The following is a 12,727-nucleotide window of genomic DNA, read 5'->3' as shown; positions in this document are numbered from 1 at the left end:
AACACTCGACGCGACGGCTCTCGGGTCGTGGCCGAGACCCGCGTCCGTGACCTCGACGGTCGCCTCCGCCAGGTCCGGGACATCATCGAGGTTCTCCTAGGCACGGCCATGCGCATCGGGGAGGTTCTGGCATTGCGTCCGTGTGATATCCAGGAACTGCCCTCGGGCATGGTCGCCACCGTCAACGGCACGGTCGTGCAACGCAAGGGAAGTGGCACGGAGCGCCTGGACCGACCGAAGACCGCTGCCTCCATCCGGACCATTCCGGTGCCCGAGTTCGCAGCCGTGGTGCTGCGACGCCGGCTCGCTACCGTCCGTGATCCGCACGGGACGGTCTTCGCCAACCGCACTGGTCGTCCCCTCAGCCCGTACAACGTCCGCCGCACTTCAGGGAGTTCCTCGTCCTAGCCGGTCTTGCCGAGACAGGTATCAGCCTGCGTTGGTACCGACGGACCGGAGCGACCGTGATCGCGCGCGCCATCGGTACGGACGCGGCCGCCGCGTTCCTGGGACACACCTCCACGGTCATCACCGAAGGCCACTACATCGAATGCGACCGCAGCATCGATCCAGCACCGGCCGCCCAGCTCGAGCGCACCCTTCGACCGGAGCAGCCCGACGCTTCCCTGTTGATCCACTCGGCCGTGCTCGGCGAGGACGCCCTGCTGGCAGCGCTCGACCGCGACGCCGACGACGACGCGGTGGCGTAGCAGCATCGAGACCACGAACGCTCGATGCCGTCCCGGCTCGCGGAGGCAGACCGAGCTCCTCGATGGAAGACGTCGGGGGTGAACCAGTCCAGACCGGCCTCATGGCGAACCTGGCGCCACCGCCGCTCGACCTTGTTGACCTGCTGCAATGTCCCGCTGTGGGTCGAGAAGACCGCGTCGGTCACGCTGTTCGAGACGCGACTACGTCGTCGGAGAAACACCTCCACCCGCCTGGGTGCCCGCCGCTCGATGGGAACGTGGCGCCCCCGGTGCGTTGACCCGGATGAGATGTGCTGAAGGTGCCAGCGGACCTGCATTCGGATCAATAGTCTTGACGTCCGCCGTTGAGGAAACGCCGACCGATGTTCAAACGCTGCCGCAGATGGTTGCGCCCAGCGACGCGCACGGCTCAGCAGTGCCGCGTCGACCGAGGACTGCACTCTCGGGAAGCCCGGAAGGGTCGTGGACGTCGCTCGGTTTGCCGGGGTGACTCACTAAAACCTGGTGCGGGCCTCGACGGGCCAGCCGATCGGGACGGCTCGGCGTCGTGATCGCGAGTATGCACCTCCATAGATCAAGCATGATGGCGGTTAGAGCGCAGACGACGCACATGCGGCCGGCTACGACGACATCTAGCTGATCGCAATACCCCAAGCGCGTCCGTATGCCCTCTGCGAACGTGGCCGAACGACGTCACGACGACTCGGGCCGCGCGACTATCGGACGCCAGCGAGCACCGTTGGACTTCCCACCGTGGACGCTCGGAGGATTCGGAGAAAACACAGTTATGAGCTCCTCCCATGGTTCCTATCGTGAAATCGAGCGCAGAGACAGCCGCGAACAGGCTGGATCTGAGCGCGATACTGCCACCGAGTGCGAGGAGTCCCAATGCCATCCTTCGGTCCGTCGCCGAGTAAGGCTGCGACCGACGTCCTCATCGTTGGGGCAGGACCATCGGGGGCCACAGCGGCTCGCATCCTCGCTGAGAGTGGCTACCGCGTCACGGTGCTGGAACAGGGCGGCTGGGTAAACCGAGCCGAGTACCCCAGCGACAAGCTCGAGCGCGAAGTCCTCATGGCCAGCTCCTGGTCGCTGAACCCGAACGTCCGCAACCACACTTGGGACTACCCCTGCGACGTGAAGGACGCCGACGTACACCCGCTCAACTTCAACGGGGTCGGCGGGAGTAGCGTGCTTTTCGGGGCCGAGTGGCCGCGCTTCATTCCCTCGGACTTCCGTGTGAAGACCCTGTACAACATTGCCGACGACTGGCCTTTGACCTACGAGGACCTCGAGCCGTACTACACGCTGCTCGACGAGATGGTCGGCGTTTCGGGCAGGCCCGGCGACCCTGCGTACCCGCCGACGGTCGAGCCGCCGATGCCAGGCGTCCCGGTCGGTCGGATCGGCGTCAAGGCGGCCGAGGGCATGAACAAGCTCGGATGGCACTGGTGGCCCGCCACTCAGGCCATCGCCACCCGCACCCACGGCGACCGAGGTGCGTGCGCACGATGGGGGACCTGCATGTCCGGCTGCCCCGAGGGTGCCAAAGGGTCCTTCGACGTCGCAATGTTCCCGGCCGCTATCGCTGCCGGGGCGACCGTCTGCACGGAAGCGCGGGTCCGAGAAATCACCGTTGATAAGGCGGGCTTGGCCAATGGAGCCACCTGGCTCGACGCCGACGGCAACGAGCAGCACACCTCCGCCTCGGTCGTCATTGTCTGCGCGAACGGAGTCGGCACACCGCGACTCCTCCAGATGTCGACGTCCTCGCTGTTCCCCGACGGCCTCGCCAACTCCTCCGGCATGGTCGGGAAGCGCCTAATGATGCACCCGTTCGTCGGGGTGATGGGGATCTACGAGGAGCAGCTCGAGAGCTGGTTTGGGCCCTTTGGCGCCAACCTCTACTCCCTCCAGTTCGCCGAGACCGATCTGTCCCGCGGCTTTGCCCGCGGCGCGAAGTGGTCCGCGATGGCCATTCCTGGACCAATGGAGGTACTCGAGCGCTACGCCGATCTCCCCTTGGCAGAGCGCACCGGAGCGGCCGGCCAGGCGCTGGTCGAGAAGACGCTCGGTCGTGCATTCGAGTGGGCTGCCTCCATCGAGGACCTTCCCGACGAGAGCAACAGCGTCACGCTCAGCACCGAGGTCGTCGACAGTTCCGGCCTTCCGGCCCCCAAGATCAACTACAAGTTGTCGGAGGACAGCATCAGCAACCTCGACTGGAACGTGGAGCGGATGCACGAAGCGCACCGGGCCGCCGGTGCCGTTGAGACGAAGGTCGTCCCCTGGATGCCGGCCGTCGGCTGGCACATGCTGGGGACGGCGCGCTGCGGCGACGACCCGGCCACCTCCGTCGTCGACCCGTACGGACGGGCCCACGATGTTCCCAACCTTTTCGTCCTCGATGGGAGCGTGTTCGTAACGTCGTCGTCGGTCAACCCAACCTCGACGATAGTGGCGTTCGCCGCTCGGGCCGTGGAGAACATGATGGACCGCGCGAACGACCAGAAGGTACCGGTATGACCCTGCAGATCCAGCCCAAGATTCGCCTGGACGAACGAACACGAGCCGGACTCGTTAATATCCTCGACCTCGTGCTGCCCGGCACAGCCCAGTTGCCGTCCGGGCGAGCGGTCGAGGCACACCGCGAGATGCTCGACCTCGTCCTCCAGGCCGACCCCGGGCTGGAAGCGAGCGTTCGGTCAGCCGGCGAACAGGCCGCCGCGGTCGAAACCTGTACGCTCGATGACCTGGAGACGTGGGTCGGCGACGACGCTGAACGGGTCATCTTCGCGCTCCACGCGGCGTACTACATGACCCGGGAGCCCCGAGAGGCCCTCGGCTACCCCGGCCAGGGTCGTCACCCCATTGCCCAGGCAACCCCTGACCAGATCGCGTCTGACCAGCTCGTCGCGCCGGTTGTCGAGCGCGGCCCCGTCTACGTGCCCACGCCGGACTGAATTGCAGTCCAAGTCGCAGGCCCCGCACCCACCGGTCGATGCTGTTATCGCGACTCGCGCCCACACGCTCCGCGCCGACCTGAACCGGTACCCACGCGGCGCATTTGCCCAGCACCACAGACACCACGGTACGCATGCACGATCGGGCTCCTATTGGAATCACGACCAATCCCGGCAGACCTCGTGGAGATCACAGTTCCTGGCCGTGACCTCCGGAATCAGACTGGGAAGCGGCGGGCCGTCTTCCTTATTGCACGGTCGGACATCGCCGGCCACACGATCGTTGAGGAGGAACACTTCATGCCCAGCGCCTACACCGACGGCCGGTTTGCTCGTCTACCTCTTCATGCCGCCCGTCAGCGGTGCCTCGTGGTTCTCGCGGGCGGTGCGCCAGGACGGTGTGTCCTGGCCCTAGTCGACTCCGCCGATCGCGAGTTCGTCACACCTGACCTACGTTCCCCGCAGTCCTACATCCAAGAGCGTCGGCGGCTCGATGCCTCCGAAATCAACTGCACTTTCGACGGCCCCGCCATGGCAACTGCCGTGGAGGCCGACCATTTCTGAACCAGCTACTCGAGGACACAGCATGCCGACTCAGCCTGCACGGATTCTGCCCGTCGACACCGACCGGGCGACACCTTTTGGCCCTGCCGTAATCGAGCACCGCACGGCTCAGGCCGGATTTAGCGAGCTCGGCACATACCTGATGACGTTCCCGGACGGTGGACACTCCGACCCGTGGACCGTGCAGTACGAGGAGTCGATCTATGTGGCGGCCGGGGAGGCGTCGCTTCTTGTCGGCGCGGAAGCGGAAGAGTCGGAGATCCTCGCGAAGTCCGGTGACCTAGTCGCACTCCCGAAGGGGACCACGGTCCGCTACGGCGGCAAACCCGGCACCGAACTTGTTCTCTCGATCGCACCGGTCAACTGGCGCGACCAGGAGACCACCCGAATCGGGGACGAGCAAGACGCCGCGGGCAGGGCCACCGGGAGTCGGCGTCTGCTCTTCCTCACCCCGTTCCACTTTGCCAAGAAGGAGCACGACGACCACTTCGACTCGGTCGTCACCGAGCTGATCGCACCGGCCGTTGACGACACCGTCGTCGCGGATCACGTTGAGTACTTTGAGTCCGACGGCATGGACTATGACGCTGCGCAGACCGTCGCTGTCGTCAACGCCGTCCAGCGCGCCAACGCTGACGGCTACGACGCCGTGATTATCGCGTGCCACTACGACCCCGCCGTCGCGGATGCACGCCTCGCCAGCAAGATTCCGGTCATCGCTCCCCTCCAGCTCACGTGCGGCGTCGCCATCCAGCACGGCCCCAGGTTCGCTGTCATCACCGACATCGAAGAAGCGGAGACTGTCATCGCCGGCCTGGTGCACGCCTACGGCTACGGCGACGCCTGCACTGGCGTTACGGCCATAGGTCGGGAGGGCGACAACATCCTCGAGGACACGTTAGGGGCTGCGACGGCCGTCGACGAGGTTGTCGCTCGGCTCGCGGCCGAAGGGGACGTTCAGTCCATCGTGATTGGCTGCACCATCGTGAGCGCCGCCTACGAGACCCACCGGCAGGTGTTTCCCGACCGCGGGATCGCCGTCCTGAACAGCAACCTGCTGGCCGTCAAGGGCGCCGCCCTTGCCGCCAACTGACCCAGAGAGCGTCTCGTGAACATTGTCGTTTGTGTGAAGTACGTTCCCGACGCCACTGCCGATCGGCAGTTCGAGTCGGACAACACCGTGGACCGCGTGGGCGTCGACGGTCTGCTGTCGGAGCTCGACGAGTACGGCGTTGAGCAGTCGCTGCAGATCAAGGAGAAGGCCGGTGACGACACCACCGTGACCGCGCTCTGCGTGGGTCCGGAGAAGGCCGTCGACGCGGTGCGCAAGGCGCTGCAGATGGGTGCCGACCAGGGCGTCCACGTCCTCGACGACGCCATCGCCGGCTCCGACGCCATCGCGACGTCGCTGGTGCTCGCCAAAGCCATCGAGAAGTTGGGTGCCGAGAAGAAGGTCGACCTCGTGGTCGGCGGTCTCGCCTCGACCGACGCCGGCATGAGCGTCGTCCCGGCGATGCTCGCCGAGCGTCTCGGCCTGCCGCAGGTCACGCTGGCCTCGGTCGTCGAGTTCCAGGGCGACCAGGTGCGGATCAAGCGCGACGGCGACACGGCCACCGAGGTCATCGGCGGCACGATGCCTCTGGTCCTCTCGGTCACCGACCAGTCGGGCGAGGCCCGCTACCCGTCGTTCAAGGGCATCATGGCCGCCAAGAAGAAGCAGCTCGACGTGTGGTCGCTCAGCGACATCGGCGTCGACGCGAGCGAGGTCGGCGCCGGTGCCGCGTGGACCGAGGTCGAGGAGACCACGGCCCGCCCGCCGCGCACCGCCGGCGAGATCGTCAAGGACGAGGACGGGTCGGGCGCCACGGCGCTGACCGACTTCCTCGCCTCCAAGAAGTTCATCTGAGTTGCTGAGAGAGAGCGTCTGATGTCTGAAGTTCTGGTTGTCGTCGACCACGTCGACGGCGCAGTCAAGAAGCCGACGTACGAGCTGCTCACCCTCGCCAAGCGTCTCGGTGAGCCGTCCGCGGTCTTCATCGGTCCGGCCGACAAGGCCGCCGAGGTGGCCGAGAAGGTCAAGGCGTACGGCGCGGAGAAGGTCTACACGATCGACGACGCCCCGCTGAAGGGCTACCTCGTGGCCCCCAAGGCCGAGGCGCTGCAGCAGCTCGCCGAGAAGGCGTCGCCGGCCGCGATCCTGATCCCGTCCTCCGCCGAGGGCAAGGAGATCGCCGGTCGTCTCGCGATCAAGCTCGAGTCGGGCCTGATCACCGACGCCGTCGACGTGCAGGAGGGCCCGGTCACCACGCAGAGCGTGTTCGCCGGCAACTTCACCGTCCAGGCGAAGGTCACCAAGGGCACCCCGATCATCACGGTCAAGCCCAACTCCGCGGCTCCGGAGGAGTCCGCGGGTGCGGGTGCGGTCGAGGAGTTCACCCCGACCATCTCCGACGGTGCGAAGACCGCGCAGATCGTGGCGTCGCAGCCGCGTCAGGCGACCGGTCGTCCCGAGCTGACCGAGGCCGCGATCGTGGTCTCCGGTGGTCGTGGCACCGGCGGCAACTTCGAGCCGATCGAGGGACTGGCCGACGCCCTCGGCGCGGCCGTGGGTGCCTCGCGTGCTGCCGTCGACTCGGGCTGGATGCCGCACAGCTTCCAGGTCGGCCAGACCGGCAAGACGGTCTCGCCGCAGCTCTACGTCGCCAACGGCATCTCCGGTGCGATCCAGCACCGCGCCGGCATGCAGACCTCGAAGACCATCGTGGCCGTCAACAAGGACGAAGAGGCCCCGATGTTCGAGTTGGTCGACTTCGGTGTCGTGGGTGACCTGCACACGGTCCTCCCGGCCGCCACCGAGGAGATCAACAAGCGCAAGGGCTGACCCACAGTGCGGCGAAACTTGCGTCCTGCGGTCCAGCCCGGATCGGCCGACAGTAAGGAAGGTGTCCGAGTGACTCAGACGATGAAGGCGTTTGTCCTGCACGAGGGACGCGGACGCTTCGAGGAGCGGCCACTCCCAAAGGCGGGTCCCACCGACGTCATCGTGAGGGCGACCGCGGTTTCTGCGTGCTCGGCGGAGCTCGCCTGCCTGTCCGGCGAGTTCCCAGCCGCCGAAGGCACCGTCCTCGGCCACGAGGGCGTCGGGGTGGTCCATGAAGTTGGGTCGCTGGTGACTGAGTTCGAGGTCGGGCAACGGGTCACCACTGCGTCAACTACCCCGTGCGGCATCTGTGCCAACTGTCAGCGCGGGTTCAGCGGACACTGCCGCCAAGCGGTCTGGGGCGGCTACACCTTCGGTGTGAGCCGCGACGGGACCTTCGCGGAGTACTTCACCGTTCCGCAGGCGGGGTACAACGTCGTCAGCATCCCTGACAAGGTCTCCGATGCCGCAGCCCTGTGTATCACTGACACCATCGCGTCCGGAAGCACAGGAGTGGAGGCCGCTCAGCCGCCGCTCGGGAGCGTAATCGTTGTGTTCGGTCAGGGACACATCGGTCTCGGAGCCACGGCGACAGCCAGAGCCGTCGGAGCAGCCCTGGTCATCACGGTCAAATCGCGCCCCGGCGGCGAGCACATCGCAAAGGCGTTGGGAGCAGACTTCTCCTTCAACCTCGCGGACCACGACGTTCAGGCCGAGATCCGTGACCTGACCGGTGGTCTCGGCGCAGACGTCGTCATCGAAGCCACCGGCGCCCGTGCGTCGTTTCCAATGGCTGTCGAGGCCACGCGCGAAGGGGGCGTTCTCGCGGTTCTCAGCGCTTACGACGGACCGGCAGACGCCGCCCTCGAGATCCCGCTCGCTCACTGGGGCTGGGGGATCGGCGACAAGACCATTCTGAGCACCTTTCAACGCTGCGGCAGTGAGCGGATGGGTCGCCTGCTCCGCCTCGTCGAGACCGGACGTATCGACCCGACCCCACTCCTCACCCGCACGTACGGCTTCGGTGACCTCCCTCGAGCCCTCGCTGACCTGAAGGCCCGGCCGACCGGCCACATCAAACCGCTGATCACCTTCGAACCAGCCTCATTCCAGGATGAGTTTGAGACTACTCAAGGAGTAGAGCTGTGAACGCCCAGTACGACGCAGTTGTCGTCGGAGCCGGGTTCGCCGGCATCACCGCCGCTCGCGACCTCGTAGATCAAGGACGCTCTGTTGTGGTCCTCGAGGCGGGCACCAGGATCGGAGGACGGACCTACGCCCGTCCGTTCGCCGGTTACGAGCACATCACTGCCGAACTCGGGGGGAGTTGGGTTAACCGTGAACTCCAGCCAGCCGTCCGGCAGGAGATCGAGCGCTACGGCAGTCAGCTCGTCGAAGACCTTCCGTGTGAGAATGCCGTGTTCTTCAGTGCGGGTCAGCGGCGCGCGTTCCCGGTGCCCGCGGCGGAGCTCGCTGACCTCGAGCGAGTCATCGGCCACATGCGCGACGTCTCAAAGCGCATCGCACCGTCGCAGCGACTGAGCAGCCAACCCATCCGTGACCTCGACATCTCAGCCGAGGACTTCATCGCCCCCCTCGACCTCGGACCCGCGACGCGCGAGCTCTTCTATGCCACCGTCGCCTGGTACACCGGCGCCGAACCGACCAAGGTGTCCGTGCTCGGCACCCTCGCCCAGATCGCCGGCTTCGGTCACAGCCCGTTCGGGTTCTACGGGGCGCTCACCGAACGGTTCGTTGGCGGCGCCGGAACACTCCTCGACGCGATCGTCCGCGACTCGGGGCTGGAGATCCGACTCGAGCACACCGTCGCCTCTGTCGACGTACGCGACGGAGAGGTCACCGTCCGCACCATCAGCAACGACACCGTCCGGGCACGCAGCTGCGTTGTCGCCGTCCCCACCAACGTCCTTCGCAACATCGCCTTCACCCCATCGCTGCCACCAGAGAAGTCGAGGTTTCTCACCAAGAACCACCTGGGCCGTGCATACAAGCCGTCGATGTTGGTCCGCAACATTCCTCGCCGCTCGTTCGCATTCGGCAGCGGCAAGCTGCAAGCACTGTGTCTGGGCTACGAGTACGAGGACGGCTCCTGCCTCATCATGGGTTTCGGCGACGAGAACTCTGTGGCGGACCCGACCAGCCGCGAGGAACTCGAGGCCGCAGTGCGCGAGTACTACCCCGATGCCGACGTCATCGCGGTCGACGCTCACGACTGGAACTCCGACCCTCTCTTCGACGGCACTTACCGCATCGACCGGCCGGGGGAGGCCTACGACTTCCTGCGAGCGATGAACGTCCCCGAGGGCCCTGTCGTCTTTGCTGGCACTGACATCGACGACTCGATCTGGCGCATCTGGATCGAGGGCGCGATCAGCAGCGGACACCGTGCAGCAGGCGCCGTCAGCAGGCTCCTCCACTCGCGAACAGGGACCTGATGGAGCTCAGGAAGCCGTCTCCACATCGCGCAGCGCCGGACCCGCGCATCGGCGCTCATGGGTTCGAACGCGCTCTCGCCTCAGGATCGGAGGGTGACCGTGTCGCCGAGCCGGCGTACTGGCACGCCACAGGTCCGCGAGGGGCCTACTCCGCAACGCAGGACGACTCCCAAGCGGCGCTCGAGTACGGCCTACACCTCAAGCTCTTGGGGGTAGACCAGGCTGCGTGCGGGCAGAGCACCGCTACCTGGTCGATCTACTGGCAGATCGCGCCCGAGGACGACCGGGTATGCCCCGGGTGTCGCCGGGCGTCTCAATGCCAGCCGCGCCCCCACGTGCCGCATCCGCCGGTTCAGGTATCCGTCGAAGAGGTCGCCCAGCTCAGCTCCCTTCCCATCTCGGTCGTATCCGCCGTCATGCGGGGCGGTTTACGCGGGGCCAGCAACACACGCGCCAAGGTGCTGGAGACAGCTGACACGCTGCGACGGCAGAAGACCGCCGTCCGCGTGCAGGCGCTACGAAGCGCAGGCTGAGACAGGTCACGCAAGTCGCCTGGCTCGACCCCAACCCGGAGCCCGAGGTCTGCCAGGTATTCAACCTCTGGGCTCCGTCCACGGCCTCCGGTTCAACCCCGCCACGGTCTGGCGCCACGGAGGCGCCTTCACCTACGGATCTGGCGGCGTACCGCTATATGACGGCACCGAGCTCGCAGACCCCGGCGACGTCGTGGACGTCTTGGTCGACCAGCGATTCAAAGTCTTCGGCTACAGGCTTGCACTTCTACGTCTCAATTTGGATAGCGGCGAGATACCCAGATCTTCAATCGCTCAGCCGTGCCAGCGATCGTGGACACTGCAACACTGTCTGGACGCCACGCGACGTACAAGCGGAACCGCAGTGCCTCCTCACCGTGCTTGATCGCGAGCGGGTGGAGGTCGAAGCGACGGTCATCCGACACCACAGCGACGCCCCGTCCGGAGGCTGCGAGTGCTTGAGCGACTGTGCCGTTCGTGGCTTCGAGGAAACTCGCGTACGACCTACCTTGCGCCGCGACTGCGTGGTCGAGCGCTTCTCGTGCATGAGCGGTCGAGGGGAGTCCGATGAGCGGACGGGTGACCAAGTCCGCTAGGTCTACGGCAAGACGCTTTGCCCACGGATCGTCGGGTGACACGTAGGCCCACACCGGTAGCACCGCAAGTTCGCGCGCCTCGTAATGGCTCGGCGGACGCCGAGTGCCAATCGCCAGATCGGCGCCCGCATCGAGCATCTCGGCCGTGGTCTGCCCGTCACCGGTCCGAACCTCCACCACCGGGTCGTTGGGGGACATTGTCGCGACAAATGGGGAGACGATGTCCGTCAGGGTGACGGTAGGTGCGGCGATGACTAGGTGTTCGATGCGTCCGCTTGAGTAGAAGGCGGCCGCATCTTGAAGAGACCGAGCGCTCTGGAGCAATGCACGCGCCGCCGGCAGTAGGGCTTGCCCCGTCCGACTGAGGCGAAGACGACTGGTGTCGCGGACGAATAGGTCGACCCCGAGCTCAGCTTCTAGCTGCCGCAGCTGACGCGACATCGAAGGTTGGGTGACGTGCACCCGCACGGCCGCCGCGCTGACGGTACCCGCCTCCGCCGTCGCGACGAAGTACTCGACATGCCGCAACTGCATATATGCCTCCAAAGCATGGGAACCCTACAAGAGAAGTATTGGACAGCATAATTCGTTCGCTCGCACAATTAGCGCATGACCGCATCGCCCGCCTCCCTGGCACTTCAGCAGTCCGCTGTCCCACAGGAGCGTCTGCTCAGCACCGCGATCCCGGGGCCGGAGTCCCGGCGACTGATGGCGCGCAAGAGCGCGGCGGTCGCAGCTGGCGTCGGTACGACGATGCCGGTCTTCGCGGTGCGGGCCGGCGGCGGGATCGTTGTGGACGTCGACGGAAACCGGCTGATCGATCTCGGCTCGGGCATAGCGGTCACCTCGGTAGGCGCGAGCGCGCCGCGGGTGGTCGAGGCGGTGCAGGAGCAGGTCGCCGCCTTCACGCACACCTGCTTCATGGTTACGCCGTACGAGGGCTACGTCGGCGTCGCGGAGACGCTGAACCGGCTCACCCCCGGCGACCACGACAAGCGCACGGCGCTCTTCAACTCCGGCGCGGAAGCGGTCGAGAACGCCGTCAAGATCTCTCGGTCGCACACCGGCCGTCAGGCGATCGTGGTCTTCGACCACGCCTACCACGGCCGGACCAACCTTACGATGGCGATGACAGCGAAAGACATGCCGTACAAGCACGGCTTCGGGCCCTTCGCAGGCGAGGTCTATCGCGCCCCGCTCTCCTATCCGTACCGCGACGGGAGTACCGCCGGCGTCACGGCCGCGGCGCGCGCGATCGACGTGATCGAGAAGGAGGTCGGCGCCGCCAACCTCGCGTGCATCGTCATCGAGCCGATCCAGGGCGAGGGTGGCTTTATCGAGCCGGCCACCGGCTTCCTGCCTGCGCTCGTCGCCTGGTGTCGCGCGAACGGCGTGGTCTTCGTCGCCGACGAAGTGCAGACCGGCTTCGCTCGAACCGGCGACTGGTTCGCCTGCGACCGTGAGGGTGTCGTCCCCGACCTGATCGTCACAGCCAAGGGCATCGCCGGCGGCCTGCCGCTGTCCGCCGTCACCGGCCGCGCCGAGATCATGGACGCCGCGCACGCCGGCGGCCTCGGTGGCACGTACGGCGGCAACCCGCTCGCCTGCGCCGCCGCCCTTGCCGCGATCGAGACGATCGAGGCCGAGGACCTGGTCGGCCGCGCCCGCGAGATCGAGGAGCTAGTGCTGGCACGGCTGCGCCGGATCGAGGGCCAGGACGGCCGCATCGGCGACGTCCGCGGGCGCGGCGCGATGATCGCGGTCGAGCTGGTCGAGGCCGGCACCGACGTGCCCGACCCTGACTTGGCCAGGACGGTCGCCAGCGCCGCGCACCGCCAGGGCGTGATCGTGCTGACCTGCGGCACCTACGGCAACGTGCTCCGCTTCCTTCCGCCGCTTTCCATCTCCGACGAGCTCCTCCACGACGCGTTTGACGTGCTCGCTGCGACCCTCGAGGTAATCGAATGAGCGCCTCTTCGACCCTG

11 protein-coding genes are annotated in these 12,727 nt (G+C 66.5%); 10 read left to right on the top strand and 1 reads right to left on the bottom strand.

Annotated features, from left to right (window positions below; translation table 11 throughout):
* Positions 1 to 27: 27 nt before the first annotated feature.
* The 9 genes from H5V45_RS09775 to H5V45_RS09735 all read left to right on the top strand — a co-directional run bounded on the left by H5V45_RS09775 (position 28) and on the right by H5V45_RS09735 (position 9,613).
* Positions 28 to 408: a tyrosine-type recombinase/integrase gene (locus tag H5V45_RS09775; RefSeq protein ID WP_185252752.1), complete on the top strand. Its 381-nt coding sequence runs from the start codon at positions 28 to 30 to the stop codon at positions 406 to 408.
* Positions 409 to 464: 56 nt separating this feature from the next.
* Positions 465 to 710: a hypothetical protein gene (locus H5V45_RS09770; RefSeq protein WP_185252751.1), complete on the top strand. Its 246-nt coding sequence runs from the start codon at positions 465 to 467 to the stop codon at positions 708 to 710.
* 888 nt (positions 711 to 1,598) lie between these two features.
* Positions 1,599 to 3,236 (top strand): GMC family oxidoreductase, encoded by a 1,638-nt coding sequence (locus H5V45_RS09765; RefSeq protein ID WP_185252750.1) that lies wholly within the window; start codon positions 1,599 to 1,601, stop codon positions 3,234 to 3,236.
* Positions 3,233 to 3,673, top strand: a complete 441-nt coding sequence (locus tag H5V45_RS09760) for a hypothetical protein (RefSeq protein WP_185252749.1) — start codon at positions 3,233 to 3,235, stop codon at positions 3,671 to 3,673. Before H5V45_RS09765 ends, H5V45_RS09760 begins: the two co-directional genes overlap by 4 nt.
* A gap of 493 nt (positions 3,674 to 4,166) precedes the next feature.
* Positions 4,167 to 5,330, top strand: a complete 1,164-nt coding sequence (locus H5V45_RS09755; RefSeq protein WP_343061494.1) for an aspartate/glutamate racemase family protein — start codon at positions 4,167 to 4,169, stop codon at positions 5,328 to 5,330.
* Positions 5,331 to 5,363: 33 nt separating this feature from the next.
* Positions 5,364 to 6,143 (top strand): electron transfer flavoprotein subunit beta/FixA family protein, encoded by a 780-nt coding sequence (locus H5V45_RS09750; protein ID WP_348869134.1) that lies wholly within the window; start codon positions 5,364 to 5,366, stop codon positions 6,141 to 6,143.
* Between the two features lie 21 nt (positions 6,144 to 6,164).
* Positions 6,165 to 7,118, top strand: a complete 954-nt coding sequence (locus H5V45_RS09745) for an electron transfer flavoprotein subunit alpha/FixB family protein (RefSeq protein ID WP_185252746.1) — start codon at positions 6,165 to 6,167, stop codon at positions 7,116 to 7,118.
* Positions 7,119 to 7,187: 69 nt separating this feature from the next.
* Complete coding sequence (locus H5V45_RS09740) at positions 7,188 to 8,306, top strand: alcohol dehydrogenase catalytic domain-containing protein (protein ID WP_185252745.1); 1,119 nt, start codon at positions 7,188 to 7,190, stop codon at positions 8,304 to 8,306.
* Positions 8,303 to 9,613 (top strand): FAD-dependent oxidoreductase, encoded by a 1,311-nt coding sequence (locus H5V45_RS09735; protein ID WP_185252744.1) that lies wholly within the window; start codon positions 8,303 to 8,305, stop codon positions 9,611 to 9,613. The genes H5V45_RS09740 and H5V45_RS09735 overlap by 4 nt, the downstream gene beginning before the upstream one ends.
* A 787-nt stretch (positions 9,614 to 10,400) precedes the next feature.
* Here the strand turns inward: H5V45_RS09735 and H5V45_RS09730 are convergent.
* Positions 10,401 to 11,276 carry a LysR family transcriptional regulator gene (locus H5V45_RS09730; protein WP_185252743.1) on the bottom strand — a complete coding sequence of 292 codons (876 nt, stop codon included), beginning with the start codon at positions 11,274 to 11,276 and terminating at the stop codon, positions 10,401 to 10,403.
* A gap of 75 nt (positions 11,277 to 11,351) precedes the next feature.
* On the opposite strand from H5V45_RS09730, the gene gabT reads away from it, so the two are divergent.
* The gene (gene gabT, locus H5V45_RS09725) at positions 11,352 to 12,710 is read left to right on the top strand and encodes a 4-aminobutyrate--2-oxoglutarate transaminase (RefSeq protein WP_185252742.1); all 1,359 of its coding nucleotides are present in this window, start codon (positions 11,352 to 11,354) and stop codon (positions 12,708 to 12,710) included.
* Positions 12,711 to 12,727: the final 17 nt, after the last annotated feature.

Origin of the sequence: Nocardioides luti, assembly GCF_014212315.1 — a bacterium.
GTDB classification, from domain to species: domain Bacteria; phylum Actinomycetota; class Actinomycetes; order Propionibacteriales; family Nocardioidaceae; genus Nocardioides; species Nocardioides luti.
Note: the sequence above shows the minus strand (reverse complement) of the source record. Positions and strands in the feature narration are given on the sequence as shown.

Bases quoted from the DNA above. Each gene is read 5' to 3' on its own strand.
- H5V45_RS09765 (WP_185252750.1), top strand. From the start codon at position 1,599: ATGCCATCCTTCGGTCCGTCGCCGAGTAAGGCTGCGACCGACGTCCTC.
- H5V45_RS09760 (WP_185252749.1), top strand. From the start codon at position 3,233: ATGACCCTGCAGATCCAGCCCAAGATTCGCCTGGACGAACGAACACGA.
- H5V45_RS09755 (WP_343061494.1), top strand. From the start codon at position 4,167: ATGCCTCCGAAATCAACTGCACTTTCGACGGCCCCGCCATGGCAACTG.
- H5V45_RS09745 (WP_185252746.1), top strand. From the start codon at position 6,165: ATGTCTGAAGTTCTGGTTGTCGTCGACCACGTCGACGGCGCAGTCAAG.
- H5V45_RS09730 (WP_185252743.1), bottom strand. From the start codon at position 11,276: ATGCAGTTGCGGCATGTCGAGTACTTCGTCGCGACGGCGGAGGCGGGT.
- gabT (WP_185252742.1), top strand. From the start codon at position 11,352: ATGACCGCATCGCCCGCCTCCCTGGCACTTCAGCAGTCCGCTGTCCCA.